Consider the following 21,680-nt stretch of genomic DNA (forward strand, 5'->3'; position numbering starts at 1 on the left):
GGGCCGGCGACCGTACGGCTCAGAGGGTGGCCGTGGTCTGCTCGCCGCTCGCGCTTCCGTCCAGCCACTGCGACCAGGACAGGTTGAAGGAGGCGTAGCCGTTGTCGGCGGGTGCCTTGGCACGCGGGGAACCGGTGACGGTGACGGGGTCGCCCTGCTTGACCTGGCCGTAGAACCACTTCGCGTCGGAGAGCGAGAGGTGGACGCAGCCGTGCGAGCCGCGGGCGCTGCCGCTGCCCGGGTTGGTGTCGCCGGTGGAGAAGTGGACGTAGGTGCCCGACTGGGTGAGGTGGACGTCCCAGGGCAGGGTCAGGTCGTAGTAGTTCGCATTGCCCTTGTCGCAGCTGATGCCGACGCTGCAGGACGTCATGTGGACCTTCTCCTGCTTGTCGATCACCGCCATCGTGCCGTTCCAGGTGGGGTATTCGGCGCTGCCCGCGTTGATGGAGAGCGTCCGGACCGGGGCGCCGTTACGGGTGACCTTCATGGTGTGACCGGTGACCGAGGCGTCGGCGCGGACGTCGTCCCCGATGGTGAAGGAGTGGGTGTAGCCGTGCGTGCCGTAGCGGCCGCTGCCGTTGGGGACGTCCTTCAGATCGGCGTTGATCCGCACCTTGGTGCCGGACTTCCAGTAGTTCTGCGGACGCCAGTCGACCCGCTTGTCGCCCATCCAGTGCCAGGCACCGGTGGTGGGGACCGAGGCGGAGACCTTGAGGTGCTTCTCGATGTTCGCGCGGGCCGCGGTGGCCACCGGGTTGGTGAAGACCACGGAGACCGGCATGGCGACGCCGACCGTCGCCTTGTCCAGCGGTGTGATCGTCTCCAGCAGCATCGGCGGACCCGAGGGGCGCGTGTGTGACGGCGAGGGGTGCGCGCTCGCGGATGCCCGGCCGGAGGAGCCGCCCTTGGCGCCCCCGTTCGTGGAGTCGGCCGAGGCCGACCCGTGTCCGCCGCAAGCGCTGGTCCCCGCGAGTACCGCGCTCACCAGCAACGCGATCCCTATAACGCCCTTGCCCCGCCGCATGTCCTGCTCCACTCGCGTCACTACTTCAAGGATTCAACATGTGTAGAGACATGGAGCCGACCGGTGCGGTTGCGGACGGTGCGTAAAGCGCGTGCCAAGTTCGCGGTGTGCCGTGTGCCGTGTGCCGTGTCCGGTGTTCCTGTGCGCGGTGGAGAGGAAGCCCCGACAGCGGTGTGCTCCGTCATGCGTCGACGGGGCACACCGCGCTTCCTGGACGGGGCCGGGTCCACCCGTTGGCGACCCGGCCCGCACCACGCGTCTTCCTACGGGAAGGACACCACGTTCGACGGGACGGTGGTCGTCCCCGACGTGGGTGATCCGGTGGTGTTGATGACGTGTTCGTACTGGCCCTGGCCGCCGAGAGAGACGACGAGCAGGTCGTGGAACTTCACTCCGGGCTTCACCGGTGCTGCGAAGCCGTGGTCCTGGCGGATGGTCGGGTCCACGTTGAAGTAGCAGTAGCTGCCCAGGCCCCAGCCCTCGTGGGTGGTCACGGAGTCGTCGACCTTGTAGGCCGCGTACCCCTTGGTGTCACCGTTCTGGACGGCCGCCTGGTTCGGGGCGTCGTACGCCTTCTCGTTCTGGAAGAAGATCGTCTTGCCGTTCTCGCCGGACCAGCGGACGTCGTACTTGTTGAAGTGCTCGACGAACAGCCCGGTCGCCAGCACGTTGTCACCGTTGACCTGGAGGCCGTAGTCGGACCGGTTGGTCTCCCAGCCGACGCCCTCGCCGTGGTCGGCGCGCCACAGCCAGGTGTGGTCGATGATCGTGTCGTTGCTGTTGATCACCATGCCGGTGGTGGCCTTGCCCGCACCCGCGCCGCCGACCCGCACGAACACGTCCTGCAGTGACGTCGGGTTGTCCGCGTGGCTCGCGGACGCGCCCTCCGGGCCGACCTCGATCAGCGACTCGGAGTTGGTGGAACCGGCGTCGACGAGGAGGCCGGCGAGCTTCACGCCGTCCACGTCACCGACCTTGATGGCCGTGACCCCGTTGTCCGGGATGATCGTGGCGAGACCCAGGCCCAGCACGACCGTGTTGGCGCGGTCGATGTCGATCGTCTGGTTCACGTGGTAGACACCGGGCGTGAACAGCAGGTGCAGACCCTGCTGCACCGCCGCGTTGATCGTCTCGGCGGTCGCGCCGGGCTTGACCACGTAGAACTGGTCCAGCGGTATCGACTCGCCTTGCGGCGTGCCGTTGCCCCACGAGACACCGCGTGCGTTGGTGCGCTTGGCGGGGACGAACACCTTGTAGTCGTTGCCGTCCAGGTACAGGAACGGCTTCTCGCGGGAGACCGGGGTGTTGTCGAGGGTGGTGTAGGGCGGCTCAGGGAAGCTCTGGGCGGGTGCGCCCTCGACGCCGGAGAACGTCATGTTCCAGACGCCGTTGCCCCAGCTGCCGATCGAGCTGTCGCGGGTGTACCACTGCTGCTGCGAGTACGGCGCGACCTGACCGTCGATCTTGCTGTCGGCGATGTACCCGCCGCTCGCCCAGCCGTAGCCGTCGGGGGCCAGGTTCAGCCCGCCCTTGACGTGCATCCGGCGGAACGGGGCGGCCTGGGAGACGGCCCAACGGTCCGTGCCGTTCACCGGGTTGAGCGCCAGGTTCTCCGCCGAGCGCCAGAAGTTCTGGGTGGCGTTCCCGTTGAACCAGCCCGCGTCGACGGTCACATCACCGTTGAACGTGGTGTCGTCCGGCTTGAGACCGAGACCCGCGATCGAGGTGTAGAAGCCGATCTGCGCGTTGATGTTGTTGTACGTGCCCGGCTTGAACATCAGCGCGTAGCGGCGGGTGCCGAACTGCGCCGACTCCTGCTGCTTGAACACCTCGTCGACCTTGGCCTGGATGTCAGGCATCGACGGATCGAAGACCATGACGTTCGGACCGAGATCGCCGCCGCCCTCGATGGCCTGCGCGTGCGCGCCGAAGGCGTTCTGCGCCGTGGGGACGGCCATGAGGAGCGAAACGGCGAACGCGGCGAACCCGAACGTCCGGGTACGGCGCCTGCGACGCGGCGCGGTGGGGGTTTCCATGAAGGTTTCCGTGGGGGGAACATGCATAGACGTACGTCTCCTGAGTCGTGGTTGGGGTGACACGACGAGCTTCCCCGGAGAGCGCTCTGAGAGCGCTCTCTGACGGGAGTTGATGGTTTCGTCGCAGAGCGGGAAACGTCAAGAGGTGTGCAGCGGAAGCCTCCGCTGACAGGCATCGGCGCAACAATTAACGTCAGCAGAAAGGCAATTGACCCGTTCTGCGCTCAGTTCCGGGTGCGGTTGGCTTTAGGAGTTGATGTGCGTCGGCGCGGCCGCCACCACTCGCGTGGAGGGCTTGAAGGCGGCGCGGCCGGATAACTTGCCTTCACGGAAGGCGGGTTCGGAGCATTTCGCGGTCGCGGTCCGTCAGGAGCGTGGCGGTCGAAGCCAGGTGCGGTCGGGTCGGGGTCGTGCGGGCTTAGGGTCGAGCGGTGTGACGAACCTTCTCCCGCTGAGAGCGACCCGGGCCTACTACGACACCGTGGCCGAGGACTATGCCGAGCGCGTGAGGGGCGCCTTCGCACAGGACGTGTGGGGGCGTGCGATGCTCGGCGGGTTCGCGGAGGAGGTGCGGGCCGACGGCGGGCTGCCGGTCGCCGATCTCGGCTGCGGACCGGGGCATGTGACCGCGCACCTGGACGCCCTCGGCCTCTCCGCGTCCGGTGTGGACCTGTCGCCGCGGATGGTGGACATCGCCCGCCGCACCCATCCCGGCCTGCGGTTCGAGGTCGGTTCGATGAGCGCGCTCGACCTCCCGGACGCCGAGCTCGGGGGAGTCGTCGCCTGGTGGTCGATCCTCCACACGCCGCCCGCCCTGCTGCCGGTGCTGTTCGCCGAGTTCCACCGGGTGCTGGCCCCCGGCGGCCGGCTGCTGCTGGGGTTCCACGCGGGGGAGGACCAGCCGTACACGGGGCCGGAGCGCGACGACGGGACGTCCTACGACATCCATCTGCTGTCGCCCGACCGGGTCGGCGAGCTGCTGGTCCGGGCCGGATTCACCGCCGGTGCGCGGATGCTGGGCGAGGGGAAGAAGTGGCCGTGGGCGTGCCTGACCGGCCGGCGGCCCGCCACCGTCAGCGCTTCCCCCGCGGATTCCGCCAGATCCTGATCTCGGTCGCCGGAGGGCGTTCCGCGAAGCGCCGGTCGGGCGCGGCCTCCCGCAGGACCTCCCGCACCTCGCGCTCGAATTCGGGGAGCCCGTCGCCGAAGAGGTGAGGCGCCGAGTCGGACCGGGAGAACACCCACGCCACGATGTCGTCGGCCTCGCGCACGAGCACCTCCCCGGCGGGCACGACGTGCCGTTCGCAGCTCCCGAACCCGGCGCGTTCCAGCACCAGGTCCTCCCGGTCGGGCGTGCCGGCCACGAGGGTCCCGCGCCCCGCGCGGCGTACCGGGCCGAGGCGGCGTCGCACCAAGTCCGCGATCCGCTCGTACGGGGGAGACGGCAGCGGGAGGGGCGTCGGGTCCGGGGGTGGGTCCTTGAGTTCGTTCACGTGGACGAACGCGCCGCCAGGTTCCAGCATGTGCGGCACGGTGGCCGCGACGCGGGCGCGCTCCGTCCAGTGGAACGACTGGGCGAACACCAGGGCCCGGAACACACCGAGACCGGCCGGCAGGTCCTCGGCCCGGCCGGTCACCCAGCGCACGTTGCGCACTCCGCGGAGTGCGGCGCGGCGCCGGGCCTCGGTGAGCATGTCCTCGTCGGGGTCGAGGCCGACCGCCTCGGCCACGTACCGCGCGAGGCCGAGCGTCACCGTGCCCGGCCCGCAGCCGACGTCGAGCAGCCGGCCCCGGCCGTCGAGGCCGAGGGCATCGGCGAGCACGCCGGCGAAGCCCGGCGCGTACGGGAGCCTTCCGCGCGTGTAGTGGGCCGCGCTTCCCCGGAACAGCGTGCTGTCCCACTGCCATCCCTCGGGCATCCGGCCCCTCCGTCCGCGTACAACCGGAACACCGACCCTCAGGGCGCTGGGGCGGTGCGGGTGGCTGCGCGAAAATGACCTGGCCGGCACCTTGGTCAGGTGGGGTGCCGGCCAGGGGTCTCGGGGCGCGGTCAGGAACTCCCGCTTCCGCCCTTCGTGATGCGGGCGATCGCCTCGACCGTCAGGGCGCGGTCGTGCGGTTCGGTCTCAAGGGCGCGGTGGATGGAGAGTCCCTCGATCAGTGCGTCGAGCTGTCGGGCCGTCGCCGGGTCGAAGTGCCATTCGAGCGCGACGCGACTCCTGCGCATCCACTCCCGGGTCAGCTCGCGGTAGGCGGGTTTGCGGGCCGCGAGCGTGTAGAGCTCGTGGGTGAGGACCAGTTCGCGCTGGTTCCCGCCGGACAGGTGGTGGACCAGGTCGGCGACCGCCGTCCGGGCCTCGTCGGGTGTGGTCGCGGCGCCGAGACGCTCCTCGAAGACGGCGACGATACTGCTGGAGAAGCGGATGAACGCCTCCCTCAGCAGCTCGTCCATGCCGGCGAAGTGATACGTCATCGAACCGAGCGGCACCCCGGCCCGTGCGGCGACCTTGCGGTGCGACGTCCCGGCGACCCCCTCCGCCGCGATCAGGTCGAGCGCGGCGGCGATGATGCGCTCCCGCCGCTCGGGGTCGTTCCTTCCGGTCGCCACGGTGCTTCCTTTACTGAATCGAGCGGATCACCCGGGCCGGATTGCCCACGGCGACCACGTTGGCGGGGACGTCCTTCGTCACGACGGCTCCGGCGCCGATGACGCTGTTGTCCCCGATGGTCACTCCGGCGAGCACGATCGCTCCGCCGCCGAGCCAGACATTGTCGCCGATCGTGATTGGCTTGGCCGCCTCCAGCTTGTCCCGGCGCGGCTCCGGCTCCACCGGGTGGGTGGGGGTGAGCAACTGTACGTTCGGCCCGATCTGGCAGTCGCGGCCGATGGTGATGGGGGCCACGTCCAGCGCGGTGAGGTTGTAGTTGATGAACGTGTCCTCGCCGACCGTGATGTACGTGCCGTAGTCGACGTGCAGCGGCGGCCGGATGTGGGCGCCCGCGCCGAGCCCGCCGAGGAGTTCCGCGACGACGGGCTGCGCCGCGTCGGCGTCCTCGGCATACGCCGCGAGGTACCGGGCGGCGAGGCGCACGGCCCGCTGCTGGGCCTTTGCGATGTCCGGGTCGTCGGAGATGTAGAGGTCTCCGGCGAGCATCCGCTCATGGTTGGTACGGGGATCCCCCGCGAAGTGGTCCGTCATGCGTACGATCGTACACTCAAGGGCGTACGATCGTACGCTCCCGCTGCTCCCGTTCTTCGATCCGTCTGCTGAGGCCCCGCTGTCATGGATGCCGCTACGCGCCGCTGGCGCACCGCCCTGTTCCTCTTCATGCTGGCCGCCGGCACCGGCATGGCGTCCTGGGTGGCCCGCACCCCGGCCGTCCGGGACGGGCTCGACGTGTCCACCGGCTCGATGGGCCTCGTGCTGTTCGGGCTGTCCACCGGTTCGATGGCCGGAGTCACCGCCTCCGGCCAGCTCGTACGCCGTTACGGGGGCCGGGCGACGATCAGCGTCGGCGCGTCGCTGATCGTCGCCGGGCTGCTGGTCGTCGCGGCGGGCACGAGCCTGTCGCAGGCGGGCGGGGTGTTCGGCGGACTGGCCCTGTTCGGCGCCGGGATGGGACTGGCCGAGGTCGCGTTCAACATCGAGGGCGCGGCCATCGAGAGCGTCATCGGCCGGCCCGTCCTGCCGGTACTGCACGGCTGCTTCAGTCTCGGCACCGTCGTCGGGGCGCTGCTGGGCATGGGGCTGACCGCGGCCGCGTTCCCTGTCGGCTGGCACCTGTCGGCCGTCGCGGTGCTCATAGCCGCCGCCGCGGTCCGGGCCGTCCTCTCGATCCCGCACGGCACCGGGAGGGAGCCGGCCGGTGCCTCCGGGCAGGGTGGTTGGCGGGGCCAGCTGCGGGTGTGGCAGGACCGGCGGCTGATCCTCATCGCGGTGATCGTCCTGGCCATGGCCTTCGCGGAGGGCGCCGCCAACGACTGGCTGCCGCTGCTCATGGTGGACGGCTACCACGTGAGCGCCACCGCGGGATCGCTGACCTTCCTGGCCTTCGCCTCGTCGATGACGCTCGGCCGGTTCGCCGGCGGCCCCCTCCTGGAGCGCTTCGGCCGCGTTGCCGTCGTCCGGGTCAGCGCCGTCACCGCCGCCGTGGGGCTGGTGCTGATCATCGTCTCGCCCAGCCCCCTGGTGGCGGGCGCCGCCACGGTGCTGTGGGGACTCGGCGCCTCGCTCGGCTTCCCGGTCACGCTCTCCGCGGCGGGCGACCACCCGCACGACGCGGCGGCGCGGGTCGGCGCGGTCGCCACCGCGGGGTACGTCGCCTTCCTCGTCGGCCCGCCCGCACTGGGCTTCCTCGCCGACCACATCGGACTCCGTCTCACCATGACCGTCGTCCTCGCCCTGCTGATCGTCGCCTCCACGCTGGCCGGGGCGCTCGGTTCCGACCGCCGAGCGGGTACGGAGCCGGCCCCGGTCACCACCTAGGAGGGCGCTGCCCCGCGGCGTCGGTCACTGCGCCGGCCGGTGGCCGTCCCCCTCGTCCCACAGCGCGGTGCTGTGCGCCGCGACCAGCGCGCCGATCCGGGCGAGTGCCTCCCCGGCCGGCTGCGGGTCGATCCGGCGGCCGTCGCGCAGGCGGAGTGCGACGCGGTCCCCGGCGGCCTCCGCGGCGCCGAGCACCGCCTGGTACGGGACGAGGCGGGACTCCCGGATGCGGGCGCCCAGGCTGCCGCGCTCCCGGCCGCTGACCTCGGCGCGCAGCCCGAGTGCGGTGCAGCGGCGGGCGAGATCCTCGGCGTCCGGCAGTTCGGCGTCCGAGACCGGGAGGATCACGACCTGGGTGGGGGAGAGCCAGCCCGGGAAGGCGCCGCCGTGCTGCTCGACGAGGTGGGCGACGGCCCGCTCCACACTGCCGATGATGCTGCGGTGCACCATGACCGGCCGGTGTTTCGCCCCGTCCGCGCCGATGTAGTGCAGATCGAACCTCTCGGGCTGGTGGAAGTCGACCTGGACGGTGGACAGGGTCGACTCGCGGCCCGCCGGATCGGCGACCTGGATGTCGATCTTCGGACCGTAGAACGCGGCCTCGCCCTCGGCGGACTCGTACGGCAGCCCGGACGCGTCCAGGACCTCGGTCAGCAGCGCGGTGGAGCGCTGCCACATCTCCGGCGCGGCGACGTACTTCCCGCCGGGCCCCGGCAGGGAGAGCCGCAGACGGGCCGGGCGGATGCCGAGTGCTTCGTACGCCCGGCGGATCATGTCGAGCGCGCCCCTGGCCTCGTCGGCGACCTGGTCCAGGGTGCAGAAGATGTGCGCGTCGTTCAGCTGGATGGCCCGGACCCGGGTCAGCCCGCCGAGCACCCCGGAGAGCTCGGAGCGGTACATGCCGCCCAGCTCGGCCATCCGCAGCGGCAGTTCGCGATAACTGTGCGAGCGGGAGCGGTAGATCACCGCGTGGTGCGGGCACAGGCTCGGCCGCAGCACGACCTGCTCGCCGCCCAGGTCCATCGGCGGGAACATGTCGTCGCTGTAGTGCGACCAGTGCCCCGAGATCTCGTACAGCTCCCGCTTGCCGAGCACCGGCGAGTACACGTGCCGGTAGCCCGCCTGCCGCTCGGCGGTGCGGACGTACTCCTCCAGGGTGTGCCGCAGAGCCGCGCCGTCGGGCAGCCAGTACGGAAGCCCCGCGCCGATCAGCGGGTCGGTGTCGAACAGCTCCAGTTCGCGGCCGAGCTTGCGGTGGTCGTGCATGGCGGTCTCCTCGCGTACGAGGGGCGAGTCACCGCAAGCAGAAGCCCCGGGGCACTCGCCCCGGGGCTTCGGACTGTTCAGCAGTCAGCGCGCCGGGACACTCTCCGGCGTCGTCGTCATAGCGGCGCGCTTCATGCGGGGGACGCTAACAGGGGCCCCCGGCGGCCCGCGAGGGGAATTTCGTCCGCCAGGCGTGGGAGCACGGCGGTCAGCCCTTCTTGGACGAGTCGAGGTGGGCGAACACGACCACGTTGTCCTCGTAGTCCTTGGCCGTCTTGTTGTAGTCGCCACCACAGGTGATCAGGCGCAACTGGGCGTCCGGGGTGTCGGAGTAGACCCGCTTGTCCGGGAACTTCGCCTTGCTGAACGTCTCGACGGTGTCGACCTTGAACGTGGCGACCGTGCCGTCCGTGCGCGTGATGTCGACCGAGGCCCCCGGCTGCAGGAACCGCAGTTGCAGGAAGACCGCCGGCCCGATCGTGGTGTCCACGTGGCCCGCCACGATCGAGGCCCCGCGCTCGCCGGGCGTCACACCGTCCTTGAACCAGCCGACCAGGTTCTGGTCGTTCGCGGGAGGGGGGTCGAGCTTGCCCGACTCGCCGATCGCCAAGGCGGTGAACGGGGCGTCCACCGCGAGGGCCGGGATCCGCAGGCGCGTCGGCACGGAACGGGGCAGCGACGGTCCCGGGGCCGGTGTCTTTGGGACGGCGGATCCCGGAGCGGGGGCAGGTGCGGGGACCGGTGCCTGCGCCGGTACCGGGGCCGCGGGTGCGGCGGCCGCCGGTGGGGCGGGTGCCTTGTCGTCGACCGGGGCGCTGAAGGAGTTGTAGATGAGGAGCATGCCGAGCCCGGCCGCTGCGGCGGGCCAGAGCAGGGCGCGGCCGAGCGTGATGGTGTCGGTGGCAGTCCGGGAGGAGGGTGAACCGGGCGACTGCGGGGCGGCCATGGGAACGAGCCTTTCGTCTGCGCGGGACAGCGGTGGCGTGAACGCGAGGGGGAGCGATGCGGGGGAGGGGCGGGGCGGGTGCGGTGAAGGGGAAACGAAGGCGCCGCGGCCGCCGTCCGGAGGGACGACGGCCGCGACAGCCAAGCGACCGGCCGGCAGTACGGGCGGGTCAGGTGAGGATGGGTCAGGCCATCGCACCGCCCGTCGCCTGACGGCGACGCAGCTTGTACGCGCCGACGCCGACGCCACCGAGCAGCAGCACCGAACCGGCCGCCAGCCCGCCGCCGGTCATCGCCATCGCGCCACCACCGGCGTGGACGCCGCCACGGGGCTTGTCGCGGCCCTCGTCGCCGCGGTCGCCACGGTCTCCGCCACGGTCGCCACGGTCACCGCGGTCGCCGCCACGGTCGCCCCGGTCGCCCCGGTCGCCGCCGCGGTCACCGCGGTCGCCGCCACCCTCGTTGCGACCACCGTTGTCACGACCGCCGTCACGACCGCCGTCGCCGCGGTCGTCGGCCACGATCATGGCCAGGGCGCCGCCACCGGCGTGGACGCCGCCACGGGGCTTGTCCCGGCCACGGTCACCGCGGTCTCCCCGGTCGCCGCCGCGGTCGCCACGGTCGCCCCGGTCACCCCGGTCACCACCGCGGTCGCCACGGTCTCCGCCGCGGTCACCCCGGTCGCCGCGGTCTCCGCCACGGTCGCCGCGGTCACCGTCGTCGCCGCGGTCACCCCGGTCGCCGCGGTCGTCGGCCACGATCATGGCCAGGGCGCCGCCACCGGCGTGGACGCCGCCACGGGGCTTGTCCCGGCCACGGTCACCGCGGTCTCCCCGGTCGCCGCCGCGGTCGCCACGGTCGCCCCGGTCACCCCGGTCACCACCGCGGTCGCCACGGTCTCCGCCGCGGTCTCCGCGGTCACCACGGTCTCCGCCGCGGTCTCCCCGGTCGCCACGGTCACCGCCGCGGTCGCCGCGGTCACCGCCGCGGTCGCCGCGGTCGTCGTCATTGTGCCTGCCACCCTCGTCGGACCTCCCGTGGTCCTCGCTCCGGGAGGATGAGCCGTTGTTGTGCTCCCCGTCGCCGGACATGGTCATTGCGTAGGCGGAGGGAGCGGTGATCGTGAGAACCGCCATGACGGCGGCCGAAGCGAACAGCGTGCGGGCAGAGCGCATCTGAACACGTTTCCTTTCGTCGCGACTGCGAGGAGCGACGGGCTGCCGGCTCGGAGTGGCGCAGTGGCTACGTGATCCACCGTCAGCCTGAACACCGGGGCGCGCCATCGGAGAGTGCCGCATTGGAGCTACACCATGGGCTCATCGAGTGGCTGAGAGCGGATAATCACCCGTTGGACGGCACGCTGCGCCGGTTCGAGGTTTGGGCTTTGGCGCACCGGCTTTTCGCTGACGGGCCTTCATGGTGTCGGAGCCGGCCACGCGGCCCGGTAAATGAGTTGCACCGTCGGCCGACAGGCTGGTGTACTCGCCGCACCAGCCGACAGAACCAGGAGATTTCCATGCGCCGATCTCACATGTTCATTCAGACGGAAATTCACACCGAAACTGAAAACATGGAGTTCTGTGCACACGCTGAATCTCGGAATTCTGGCGCATGTCGACGCCGGTAAGACAAGCCTGACCGAGCGGCTGCTCCATACCGCCGGAGTCATCGAAGAACTCGGCCGGGTCGACGACGGGAACACACGGACCGACTCGCTCGCGCTCGAACGACGACGCGGCATCACGATCAAGTCCGCGGTCGTTTCGTTCGCCGTCGACGACGTCACCGTCAATCTGATCGACACCCCCGGTCACCCGGACTTCATCGCCGAGGTGGAGCGGGTGCTGAGCGTGCTCGACGGCGCCGTGCTGGTCATCTCCGCCGTGGAGGGCGTGCAGGCGCAGACCAGGGTCCTGATGCGGACGCTCCAGCGGCTGAACATTCCGACGCTCGTCTTCGTGAACAAGACCGACCGCGCCGGAGCCCGGTACGGGCAGGTGCTGCGGAACATCTCGGAGAAGCTCACGCCGAACGCCGTCGCGATGGGACCGGCCGTCACCGCTCTGGGCACCCGCGACGCGCACTGCCCGTCGTACGACGCCGACGACCAACGGCTCACCGACCGGCTGACGGACCTGCTCACCGCGCACGACGACGCCCTGCTGGCCGCGTACGTCGAGGGCGGGGAAACGATCGCGCCCACCTGGCTCCACGAGCAGCTGGCAGCGCAGACCGGGCGGGCACTCGTCCACCCGGTGTACTTCGGCTCGGCCGTGACCGGCGCCGGAATCGCCGCCCTGATCCGCGGCATCAAGGAGCTGCTCCCCGCGGCGCAGGGCGATGCGGACGGGCCGGTCTCCGGCGCCGTCTTCAAGATCGAACGCGGTCCGGCGGGCGAGAGACTCGCGTACGTCCGGATGTTCTCGGGGACCGTACGCACCCGCGACCGGCTGTCGTTCGGACGGGGGCCGGCCGCCGCGGGCGAGGGCAGGGTGACCGGGATCGACGTCTTCGCGGACGGCTCGGACAGCCGCAGCGCATCGGTCGGACCGGGGCGGATCGCGAAGCTCCAGGGGCTCGGGGACATCCGGATCGGCGATGCGGTCGGTATCGCACGGAAAGCGGCCGAGCACCATTTCGCCCCGCCGACACTGGAATCCGTGGTGGTGCCCGAAGCACCCGCCACCAGGGGCGAACTGCATTTCGCACTCGCGCAGCTCGCCGAACAGGACCCGCTGATCAATCTGCGCCAGGACGACATCCGTAAGGAGGTGTCCGTGTCGCTCTACGGCGAAGTGCAGAAAGAAGTCATCCAGGCGACCCTTGCCGAGGAATTCGGTATCGACGTCACCTTCCGCGAAACCACGACCATCTGTCTCGAACGCCCGTCCGGCACCGGCGCCGCATTCGAGATCATCGACAAGGACGACAATCCCTTTCTGGCGACGGTCGGCCTGCGCGTCGAGCCCGCCCCGATCGGCAGCGGGGTGGACCACCGGCTCGGGGTGGAGCTCGGCTCCATGCCGTACTCCCTGATGAGGGCGGTCGAGGAGACAGTCCTCGAAACACTCGAACAGGGCCTGTACGGATGGCAGGTGACCGACTGCACGGTCACCATGACGCACTCCGGCTACTCATCTGTGTCGAGCACGGCCGGGGACTTCCGCAACCTGACCCCGCTCGTCCTGATGGCCGCGCTCCACCAGGCCGGCACCACGCTGTACGAGCCGATGCACCGCTTCCGGCTGGAACTCCCCGCGGACGCGCTCAGCCCGCTCCTGCCGGTCCTCGCCCACCTGACGGCCGTCCCCGGCACCCCGTCCGTGGACGGCGCGCTCTGCGTACTGGAGGGCGAGATCCCCGCGGCCAGGGTGCACGAACTACGGCAACGGCTTCCGTCGCTGACCCGGGGCGAAGGCCTGCTGGAATCCGCGTTCGCATCCCACCGGCCGGTCATCGGAAGCCTCCCGCGGCGGTCCCGCACCGACCGCGACCCGCTCGACCGGAAGGGGTACCTGCTGCGGACGGCGCTGCGAGGGCCGGGCCCGTCCGGCGATTGACGTGACGACGGGACGGCCCCGGGCCCGGCCGGCGACCGGGGCGCCACGGCCCCGGCACGCTCTCAGTTCAGCCGTGCCCGGGCCGCCCGTGCGCTGCGCCGGACCGCCTCGGCGGCCGCCGGCTCGACGTCCGCGACCACGTCCGCGTACTCCTCCATCTCCGCCGCCCCGCGCAGGAACTCCCCGCTGCGCACCAGCAGCTGGGCCCGTTCGTACCGCAGCCGGGCCGGGTGCGACGGCAGCAGGAGGGACAGGTCCACCGCCCACAGCGCCACGTCCGTCCGCTCCGGCCGGGCCGCCGCCCAGGCCCGGATGTTGTTCAGGATCCGCAGCACGGTCTCCAGCGGCTGCGCGGGCACCAGCATCGACGGCTCCAGCGGCTCCCCGGTCGCGCCCGCCACCAGCAGTTCCGCGTCCTGGCCCGTCAGCGGACGGCCACCGGCGAACGGATCGGCCAGCACCCGCTCCTGCGGATCGCCGAAACCGACCACGAAATGGCCCGGCAACGCCACCCCGTACACCGGGGCGCCCGCCCGCCTGGCCACCTCGATCCACACCACCGACAGCAGGATCGGCAGCCCGCGCCGGCGCCGCAGCACCTCGTGCAGCAGCGACGACTCAAGCCGCTGGTAGTCCGCCGACGAGCCCTCGAAGCCGTACCGTTCACCGAGCAGTTCCGCCAGCGCGGAGGCCCAGGCGCGGCCGCCGCGCAACCCGTACGGCAGCAGACCCGCGAGCCGGTCCAGCTCGATCTGCGCCGCGTCGATCCCGTTCGCGTCCAGGGCGGGATCCGCCTCCGCACCCAGCAGCAGGCAGAGCAGCGCCAGGTCAGGCCGCTCGGCCCGCGCCTCCTCGGCGAACCGGCGGCGGATCTCCTGCCCGTCGTGCCTCTCGGGAGCCACCGGGCTACGCCGGCCGGAAGTGGTGGTAGCGGTGGTGGGTCGAGAAACCCATCCCGTCGTACAGGGCGCGGGCGCCCTCGTTCTCCGCCTCCACCTGGAGCCAGGCCGCCGACGCGCCCTCGTCCATCGCCTGCCGGGCCAGCGCGGTCATCACCGTGGTGGCGAGTCCCCTGCGCCGGTGCCCGGCAGCCACCTCGACGGCCATGAACCCGGCCCACCGCCCGTCCACCACGCACCGCCCGATCGCGGCGGGCGCGGCGTCCCCGGCATCGCCCGGCACCGTCGCGAACCACACCGAGGGACCGCTGCCCAGCACCGCGGTCACCTCCGGGCCCGGGGTGTCGAAGCGCTGGTAGCGGGAGAGCCACGCCGCGTCCGCCGTACGGCTCAGCCGCACCCGGGACACCTCGGCCGCCAGATCACCGATCGGGGCCAGCGCCGCGGTCCGCACCTCCGCCGTCACCTCGCGCTGCCACCCGCGCCCCTCCAGCGCCGCGCACAACTCCTCCTGGGCGCCCTCGGCGCCGGTCGCGGTCTGGATGCGGGCGGGCAGCCCCCGGTCCGCGTACCACTGCCGGACCCGCGCGAGCGCGGCGTCGAGCGGAACACCCGGATCGCCGAGCGGCAGTACGGAGTTGGCGCGCCGGGTGAACCCCCCGGCGGCCCGCAGCAGCCAGTCGCCCAGCGGCTCGCTCTCCACCGGCTGCCAGGCGCGCGCGCAGACCGGGGCGAGTTCGGCGAAGGAGGCCGCCGGACCGCGGCGGCGGGGAGGCGCGGACGGGACGACCTTGCCCGCCACCAGGGACGATTCCATGATGCGGACGGATTCACCGCTTTTCGGTGTGATGCACAGCACACCGGTGTCCCATGATGTGAGAACGCCGACCGTGTCAGTGAACTTCGGGCCGTCCGGACCGTCCTGGAGCAGGCGCCGGACCGATACCCGTTTGCCCACGTCAGCCGGTGTGATCCGGATCTCCAGCCGTCCGCCGATAGTGAATTCCACAGCTCTGTCCGCCCCTCCTGTTCGGATCGTGCCCGGGAACGGAGATACTAGGTGCGGGCATCGACGACGCCGCGCTCCCGCGCGAGAGCCAACGCCCTACCGAGGAGGAACGACAGCGTGACCTACGTCATCGCGCAGCCTTGTGTCGACGTAAAGGACAAGGCCTGCATCGAAGAGTGCCCCGTCGACTGTATCTATGAGGGCCAGCGGTCCTTGTACATCCACCCGGACGAGTGCGTCGACTGTGGGGCCTGCGAGCCGGTGTGCCCGGTCGAGGCGATCTTCTACGAGGACGACACCCCGGAGGAGTGGAAGGACTACTACAAGGCGAACGTCGAGTTCTTCGACGACCTCGGGTCGCCGGGTGGTGCTTCCAAGCTGGGTCTGATCGAGCGCGACCACGCGTTCATCGCAGCGCTGCCGCCGCAGAACCAGTAGCAGCGTCCGGCAGGTGCGTCACCCCGGTCCCGTACGGTTCGTCACCGTGCGGGACCGAGGCGTTTCCACGCTCCCGGTGTGCCATGCGCCCGAACCCCGTACGAGAAAGCAGAGATCCGTGTCCGCAGCAGTCTCCTCCCGCCTCCCGGTCTTCCCCTGGGACAGGCTCGCGCCCCACAAGTCGACGGCCGAGGGCCACCCGGACGGCATCGTGGACCTGTCCGTCGGCACGCCCGTCGACCCGGTGCCCGAGCTGATCCAGCAGGCGCTCGTCGCCGCGTCGGACAGCCCCGGCTATCCGACGGTGTGGGGGACCGCGGCGCTGCGCGACGCCCTCACCGGCTGGGTGGAGCGGCGGCTCGGAGCCGTCTCGGTGGCGCACGAGAACGTGCTGCCCGTCGTCGGATCCAAGGAACTGGTGGCCTGGCTGCCGACCCAGCTCGGCCTCGGCGCGGGCGACAAGGTCGCCTACCCGCGGCTCGCCTACCCGACGTACGAGGTCGGCGCCCGGCTCTGCGGCGCCGAGCCGGTCGTGTACGACGACCCGACCGAGCTGGACCCGGCCGGGCTGCGGCTCCTCTGGCTCAACTCGCCGTCCAACCCGACCGGCCGGGTCCTGGCCAAGGACGAGCTGACCCGGATCGTCGCCTGGGCGCGCGAGCACGACGTGCTGGTCTTCAGCGACGAGTGCTACCTGGAACTGGGCTGGGAGGCCGAACCCGTCTCGGTGCTCCACCCGGACGTCTGCGGCGGTACGTACGAGGGCGTCGTCGCCGTCCACTCGCTCTCCAAGCGCTCCAACCTCGCCGGGTACCGGGCCGCCTTCATCGCGGGCGACGCGGCCGTCCTGGGCGAGCTGCTGCTGATCCGCAAGCACGGCGGCATGATGACGCCCGCACCGGTCCAGGCGGCGGCCGTGGCCGCGCTCGGCGACGACACGCACGTGGCCGAGCAGCGCACCCGGTACGCGGCCCGGCGCGCCGCCCTGCGGACGGCGCTGGAGGCCCACGGCTTCCGGATCGAGCACAGCCAGGCGAGCCTCTACCTGTGGGCGACCCGCGACGAGCCGTGCTGGGACACCGTGGCGTACCTGGCGGAGCTGGGCATCCTGGTGGCGCCCGGGGACTTCTACGGGCCGGCGGGCGACCGCTTCGTGCGCGTGGCGTTCACGGCCACGGACGAGCGGGTGGCGGCGGCGGTCAAGCGGCTGGGCCGAGCCTGAGCCGGACGCGCGAGGGCCTCGGGAGTGCGCACTCCCGAGGCCCTCGCGCGTTTGTGCGGCCGTGCTGCGGGTCAGCCGATCGGCAGGCCGCCCAGGCCGTTGGTGGGCAGGCCGCCCAGGCCGTTGGTGGGCAGGCCGCCCTTGGCGACGCCACCGAGTGCTCCGGTCGCACCGCCGGTCGTGGCCTTGCCGACGGTCTGAGCGGCGACGGGGGCGGCCTTGCCGGTCGTCTCGCCGAGGGTCTTGCTCGCCGCCGGCAGCGTGGTCCCGACGACCTTGCCGCCGGTCTCGGCGCCCGGCTTGGACACGCCGTCGACCGTCTTGCCGAGACCGGCGCCGTCAACGGTGGTGAGACCGCCGAGCTCCGGAGCCTGTGCGAGCTCCGCGGCACCCGCGGCGCCGGCCGCACCGACCACGGGGGCCGCGGTCGCCGCGATCAGCAGCGCGGTACGGACGATCCGACGGGTCAGGGGGAGGGACATGATGCTCCTTCGACGGGGTGTGGAATCTGTCTGTCCGTGGGCCGGACACCATGACAACCGTCGTGGGGGCGGGGGAGGTTGCGGTGAACCAACGTAAAGAGTCGGTAATGCGTCACATAATCCGCAACGGGCGGACCCGGGCGCGCATTGCATTCCCCGGCCGTTGGATGAACCGTCACTTCCCTTTGCCCGCAAGGGAATTGAGCCTTCCTGAAGATGCCGCACGAACCGCTGCGCCAAGGCTGTTCCGGGAATACCCGGATCCCCCGTACGGGGGACCGGCCGTACTAACGCACGAAGCGCATACGCACCGCTGTGGTGCCCGATTTCTCGCTTTCCGTCCGCCAGCCCGAGCCGGCGTCCCACACCCGGCCCGCGTACGCGACCTCGCCGATGCCCAGCGCCTCGGACTGCGCGACCGCCCAGTGCGCGAGCTCCCAGCCGTGCCGCGGAGCGCCGCCCTCCACGGACGCGCCACCGTCTCCGGATGCGCCGTCCTCGCCGGACTTGCCGCCCGGTCGGACCGGCACCGAGAGCGAGCCCGGAGCCGTCGCGCCCGCCGTCGAGGTCCGCCCGTCCGCCCGCTTCGCGGCCGGCAGCACGCCCTTGCCGAAGGAACGGATCAGCTCGGCCCGGACCTTCGAGGCGTCACCCGTCCCGGCCGTGGTCCGCGACGGCGAACAGTTCAGCGCGGCCGGCGTGCGGCCGGTCAGTACGGCCGCCAGCAGTGCGGCATCCGGCTCGTGCTTCGCGTACGCCTGCGGGAAACCGCTGCGCTGCACGCGCTGCGCGGCCACCGTCAGCGGCAGCCGCGAGTAGCCGGGAACCTCGGCCAGGTGCTGGTAGAACTTCCCGGCCGCGTACACCGGGTCCAGGATCTGCTCCCCGGTGCCCCAGCCCTGCGAGGGGCGCTGCTGGAACAGCCCGAGGGAGTCCCGGTCGCCGTGCTCGATATTGCGCAGCCCGGACTCCTGGAGCGCCGTCGCCAGCGCGATCGTCACCGCGCGCTCCGGCATCCCGCGCGTGGTGCCGACAGCCGAGATCGTCGCGGCGTTCGCGGCCTGCTCCGGACTCAGCCGGTAGGTGCGCCCCTCACCGGACGAGCCGTCCGCCGACTGCACGGTGCACTGCTGGGAGCCCTTGCCGCCCGACAGGTACTGAACGCTCATGTAGCCGCCCAGGGCCACGAGCACGGCGAAGGCGGCCGCGACCCGCAGGCGGCGGCTGCGGCCGGTGTGTCGGCGGGCGGAGGAATCGGTCCGGGGCACGGGGCCACCGTACGCGAGGCACTAGGGTCGTAGCCATGGCCGAAAGCACCCTTGACCTCACACTGGACGGACCCGCGCTCACCGCCCGGCTCGTCGACTTCCCTTCGGTCAGTGGAGAGGAGAAGGACCTCGCGGACGCCATCGAAACGGCGCTGCGGACCCTTCCGCACCTGACCGTCGACCGGCACGGCAACAACGTCGTCGCCAGGACGAACCTGGGCCGCGGCGAGCGCGTCGTACTCGCCGGGCACATCGACACCGTGCCGATCGCCGACAACGTGCCGTCCCGGCTCGACGCCGACGGCCTGCTGTGGGGCTGCGGGACCTCCGACATGAAGTCCGGCGTCGCCGTCCAGCTGCGGATCGCGGCGACCGTGCCCGAGCCCAACCGCGACCTCACCTTCGTCTTCTACGACAACGAAGAGGTCGCCGCGCACCTCAACGGCCTCGGCCACATCGCCGACGCCCACCCCGACTGGCTGGCGGCCGACTTCGCCGTCCTCCTGGAGGGCTCCAACGGTGAGGTCGAGGGCGGCTGCCAGGGCACGCTGCGCGTCCACCTCCGTACGGAGGGGGAACGGGCACACTCCGCACGCAGCTGGATGGGGTCCAACGCCATCCACGGCGCCGCCCCGATCCTCGCCAGGCTCGCCGCGTACGAGCCGCGCAAGCCGGTGATCGACGGGCTGGAGTTCCACGAGGGACTCAACGCCGTACGGATCGAGGGCGGCGTCGCCAACAACGTCATCCCCGACGCCTGCACGGTCGTCGTCAACTACCGCTACGCCCCCGACCTGGGCCCCGACGAGGCCCTGGCCCACGTCCACGAGGTCTTCGCCGACTGCGGCGTCGCCGAAATCACCGTCGACGACCACTCGGGCGCGGCCATGCCCGGCCTCTCCCACCCGGCGGCCAAGGCGTTCATGGACGCGGTCGGCGGCACCGCCCGGCCCAAGTTCGGCTGGACGGACGTGTCGCGCTTCGGCTCGCTCGGCGTCCCCGCGGTGAACTACGGACCCGGTGACCCGATCCTCGCGCACAAGCGCAACGAGCACGTGGCGGTCGAGCGGATCACCCACTGCGAGGAGCGGCTCCGCTCCTGGCTCACCAACTGACCTCCCGCATTCCCCTTCCCTTAACCTCCGGCGATCTACGCTGGCCTGAGACAGGGCGCCGCAGGGCGGTTCTGACGTCGTCGGAGGGAGCAGGTCATGGGCAACCCCGAGGGAGAACGGATTCCCGAGGAACAGCGACTCGGCCCGGTGCTGCGCCGCAGGGAGCAGGTACAGCCCGGCACCACCGATCAGCGGCTGCTGGACTCCGAGGGTGACTCCGAGTGGGTGCACACCGACCCCTGGCGGGTGATGCGCATCCAGTCGGAGTTCGTCGAGGGGTTCGGCGCGCTGGCCGAACTGCCGAGCGCCATCAGCGTCTTCGGCTCGGCCCGCACACCGGCCGACGGGCCGGAGTACGAGGCGGGTGTGCGGATCGGCAAGGCGCTGGTCGAGGCCGGCTTCGCGGTGATCACCGGGGGCGGACCCGGAGCGATGGAGGCGGCGAACAAGGGGGCGCGGGAGGCTAAGGGGGTCTCGGTCGGTCTGGGCATCGAGCTGCCCTTCGAGTCCGGTCTCAACCCGCACGTCGACATCGGCGTCAACTTCCGCTACTTCTTCGTCCGCAAGACGATGTTCGTGAAGTACGCGCAGGGCTTCGTCGTCCTGCCCGGCGGACTCGGCACGCTGGACGAACTCTTCGAGGCGCTCACCCTCGTCCAGACGGGCAAGGTCACCCGCTTCCCGATCGTGCTGTTCGGCACGGCGTATTGGGGCGGGCTGGTCGACTGGCTGCGGGACACGGTGGTCGCGCAGGGCAAGGCGTCCGCGAAGGACCTGCTGCTGTTCCACGTCACGGACGACGTGGACGAGGCGGTCGACCTGGTGACCAAGGAGGTCGGGCGCTAGAGGCATCCGGCGTCCCAGGAGCGGGGTACCGGGCGGAGCCCGGGAACCGGCGCGCGGCCGGGATCCCGCTCCGCCGGTGCCGCGACCGGGCACCGCCTGCCGGGAGGTGGCCGCGGATGTGCGTGCCGGGCGCCGGGGGCCCGGCCATGATCTTCAGCGCTCTCCTGGGCCGGAGTGCTCTCCTAGGCCAGCCCGCGCCGCGCCACGGCGGGTGGCCGATGCCCGGCGACGGACGCCACCATGTCCAGGACATCCCGTGTCTCCGCCACCTCGTGCACCCGGTACACCCGCGCCCCCAGCCACGCGGACACCGCGGTCGTCGCCAACGTACCGATCAGGCGTTCCTTCACCGGGCGGTCGAGCGTCTCGCCGACGAAGTCCTTGTTGGACAGGGAGACCAGCACCGGCCACCCGGTCTCCGTCATCTCGCCGAGACGACGGGTCGCCTCCAGCGAGTGGCGGGTGTTCTTCCCGAAGTCGTGACCGGGGTCGATCATGATCCCGTCCGGCCGGACCCCCAGCTCCACGGCCCGCTCGGCCAGTCCCACGGTCACCCGCAGGATGTCGGCCATCACGTCCTCGTACCCGACCCGGTGCGGCCGGGTCCGCGGCTCGGCGCCGCCCGTGTGCGTGCACACCAGCCCCGCCCCGTACCGCGCGGCGACCTCCGCCAGCTTCGGGTCGACGCCGCCCCACGCGTCGTTCAGCAGGTCGGCACCCGCCTCGCAGACGGCCTCGCCGACATCGTGCCGCCAGGTGTCGACGCTGATCACCACGTCCGGGTGCCGCCGGCGCACCTCGGCGACGAACCCGACAGTCCGGCGGGCCTCCTCCTCGGCGGTGACCTCTTCGCCCGGTCCCGCCTTCACCCCGCCGATGTCGATGATCGCGGCACCGTCCGCCACCGCCTGCTCGACCCGGGAGAGCGCCGGCTCGTCACGGAAGGTCGCGCCCCGGTCGTAGAAGGAGTCCGGGGTGCGGTTCACGATCGCCATGATCACCGGCTCGTGCGCACCGAACTCACGCCGCCCCAGCCTGAGCGCACCGCTTCGCATCCCGTGTCTCTCCCTGTGAATCCCCCGG

Annotated in this window: 20 protein-coding genes; 8 read left to right on the top strand and 12 right to left on the bottom strand. The window is 71.6% G+C overall.

Features of this window, described 5'->3' with window-relative positions:
* Positions 1-19 precede the first annotated feature (19 nt).
* Positions 20-1,024 carry a L,D-transpeptidase gene (locus FHX80_RS19825; RefSeq protein WP_145767389.1) on the bottom strand — a complete coding sequence of 335 codons (1,005 nt, stop codon included), beginning with the start codon at positions 1,022-1,024 and terminating at the stop codon, positions 20-22.
* 263 nt (positions 1,025-1,287) lie between these two features.
* Positions 1,288-3,087 (bottom strand): coagulation factor 5/8 type domain-containing protein, encoded by a 1,800-nt coding sequence (locus tag FHX80_RS19830; protein ID WP_145765419.1) that lies wholly within the window; start codon positions 3,085-3,087, stop codon positions 1,288-1,290.
* A gap of 406 nt (positions 3,088-3,493) precedes the next feature.
* On the opposite strand from FHX80_RS19830, the gene FHX80_RS19835 reads away from it, so the two are divergent.
* On the top strand, positions 3,494-4,168 hold the full coding sequence (locus FHX80_RS19835; protein ID WP_244318338.1) for a class I SAM-dependent DNA methyltransferase: 675 nt from the start codon (positions 3,494-3,496) through the stop codon (positions 4,166-4,168).
* Here the strand turns inward: FHX80_RS19835 and FHX80_RS19840 are convergent.
* From FHX80_RS19840 to FHX80_RS19850, 3 genes are all read right to left on the bottom strand, one after another.
* The gene (locus FHX80_RS19840) at positions 4,134-4,979 is read right to left on the bottom strand and encodes a class I SAM-dependent methyltransferase (RefSeq protein ID WP_145765421.1); all 846 of its coding nucleotides are present in this window, start codon (positions 4,977-4,979) and stop codon (positions 4,134-4,136) included. The genes FHX80_RS19835 and FHX80_RS19840 overlap by 35 nt on opposite strands.
* Positions 4,980-5,110: 131 nt before the next feature.
* Positions 5,111-5,668 carry a TetR/AcrR family transcriptional regulator gene (locus tag FHX80_RS19845; RefSeq protein WP_145765422.1) on the bottom strand — a complete coding sequence of 186 codons (558 nt, stop codon included), beginning with the start codon at positions 5,666-5,668 and terminating at the stop codon, positions 5,111-5,113.
* Between the two features lie 10 nt (positions 5,669-5,678).
* On the bottom strand, positions 5,679-6,260 hold the full coding sequence (locus FHX80_RS19850; protein WP_145765423.1) for a sugar O-acetyltransferase: 582 nt from the start codon (positions 6,258-6,260) through the stop codon (positions 5,679-5,681).
* 84 nt (positions 6,261-6,344) lie between these two features.
* Here FHX80_RS19850 and FHX80_RS19855 point away from each other — a divergent pair, with 84 nt between their 5' ends.
* Complete coding sequence (locus tag FHX80_RS19855; RefSeq protein ID WP_145765424.1) at positions 6,345-7,547, top strand: MFS transporter; 1,203 nt, start codon at positions 6,345-6,347, stop codon at positions 7,545-7,547.
* A 24-nt stretch (positions 7,548-7,571) separates the two neighbouring features.
* On the opposite strand, the gene thrS is transcribed toward FHX80_RS19855, so the two are convergent.
* Together thrS and FHX80_RS19865 are read right to left on the bottom strand one after the other, a co-directional pair.
* The gene (gene thrS / locus FHX80_RS19860) at positions 7,572-8,897 is read right to left on the bottom strand and encodes a threonine--tRNA ligase (RefSeq protein WP_341874043.1); all 1,326 of its coding nucleotides are present in this window, start codon (positions 8,895-8,897) and stop codon (positions 7,572-7,574) included.
* A 124-nt stretch (positions 8,898-9,021) separates the two neighbouring features.
* Positions 9,022-9,759, bottom strand: a complete 738-nt coding sequence (locus FHX80_RS19865; protein ID WP_145765426.1) for a class F sortase — start codon at positions 9,757-9,759, stop codon at positions 9,022-9,024.
* 313 nt (positions 9,760-10,072) lie between these two features.
* On the opposite strand from FHX80_RS19865, the gene FHX80_RS34770 reads away from it, so the two are divergent.
* Complete coding sequence (locus tag FHX80_RS34770) at positions 10,073-10,819, top strand: hypothetical protein (RefSeq protein ID WP_167523579.1); 747 nt, start codon at positions 10,073-10,075, stop codon at positions 10,817-10,819.
* Between the two features lie 519 nt (positions 10,820-11,338).
* The gene (locus FHX80_RS19875; RefSeq protein ID WP_145765427.1) at positions 11,339-13,318 is read left to right on the top strand and encodes an elongation factor G; all 1,980 of its coding nucleotides are present in this window, start codon (positions 11,339-11,341) and stop codon (positions 13,316-13,318) included.
* Positions 13,319-13,380: 62 nt separating this feature from the next.
* Here the strand turns inward: FHX80_RS19875 and FHX80_RS19880 are convergent, their stop codons facing one another.
* A complete protein-coding gene (locus FHX80_RS19880) occupies positions 13,381-14,220 on the bottom strand; it encodes a transglutaminase-like and tetratricopeptide repeat-containing protein (protein WP_145765428.1) in 840 nt (279 codons plus the stop codon).
* Positions 14,221-14,224: 4 nt separating this feature from the next.
* On the bottom strand, positions 14,225-15,226 hold the full coding sequence (locus FHX80_RS19885) for a GNAT family N-acetyltransferase (RefSeq protein ID WP_167523580.1): 1,002 nt from the start codon (positions 15,224-15,226) through the stop codon (positions 14,225-14,227).
* Positions 15,227-15,343: 117 nt separating this feature from the next.
* Between FHX80_RS19885 and fdxA the strand changes: the two genes are divergently transcribed.
* The gene (gene fdxA, locus FHX80_RS19890) at positions 15,344-15,664 is read left to right on the top strand and encodes a ferredoxin (RefSeq protein ID WP_018956287.1); all 321 of its coding nucleotides are present in this window, start codon (positions 15,344-15,346) and stop codon (positions 15,662-15,664) included.
* A gap of 118 nt (positions 15,665-15,782) precedes the next feature.
* Entirely contained in the window at positions 15,783-16,886 is a 1,104-nt protein-coding gene (gene dapC, locus FHX80_RS19895) for a succinyldiaminopimelate transaminase (protein WP_145765429.1), read from the top strand.
* Positions 16,887-16,957: 71 nt separating this feature from the next.
* On the opposite strand, the gene FHX80_RS19900 is transcribed toward dapC, so the two are convergent.
* Positions 16,958-17,368 (bottom strand): ATP-binding protein, encoded by a 411-nt coding sequence (locus tag FHX80_RS19900; RefSeq protein ID WP_145765430.1) that lies wholly within the window; start codon positions 17,366-17,368, stop codon positions 16,958-16,960.
* Between the two features lie 287 nt (positions 17,369-17,655).
* Positions 17,656-18,636 (bottom strand): VldE C-terminal domain-containing protein, encoded by a 981-nt coding sequence (locus FHX80_RS19905; RefSeq protein ID WP_145765431.1) that lies wholly within the window; start codon positions 18,634-18,636, stop codon positions 17,656-17,658.
* A 35-nt stretch (positions 18,637-18,671) separates the two neighbouring features.
* On the opposite strand from FHX80_RS19905, the gene dapE reads away from it, so the two are divergent.
* Both dapE and FHX80_RS19915 read left to right on the top strand, forming a co-directional pair.
* Positions 18,672-19,751 (top strand): succinyl-diaminopimelate desuccinylase, encoded by a 1,080-nt coding sequence (gene dapE / locus FHX80_RS19910; RefSeq protein ID WP_145765432.1) that lies wholly within the window; start codon positions 18,672-18,674, stop codon positions 19,749-19,751.
* Between the two features lie 96 nt (positions 19,752-19,847).
* A complete protein-coding gene (locus FHX80_RS19915) occupies positions 19,848-20,597 on the top strand; it encodes an LOG family protein (RefSeq protein ID WP_145765433.1) in 750 nt (249 codons plus the stop codon).
* A 182-nt stretch (positions 20,598-20,779) separates the two neighbouring features.
* Here FHX80_RS19915 and folP read toward each other — a convergent pair whose 3' ends face one another.
* On the bottom strand, positions 20,780-21,652 hold the full coding sequence (folP, locus tag FHX80_RS19920; RefSeq protein WP_145765434.1) for a dihydropteroate synthase: 873 nt from the start codon (positions 21,650-21,652) through the stop codon (positions 20,780-20,782).
* Between the last annotated feature and the right edge of the window lie 28 nt (positions 21,653-21,680).

Origin of the sequence: Streptomyces brevispora (assembly GCF_007829885.1) — a bacterium.
Lineage (GTDB): Bacteria > Actinomycetota > Actinomycetes > Streptomycetales > Streptomycetaceae > Streptomyces > Streptomyces brevispora.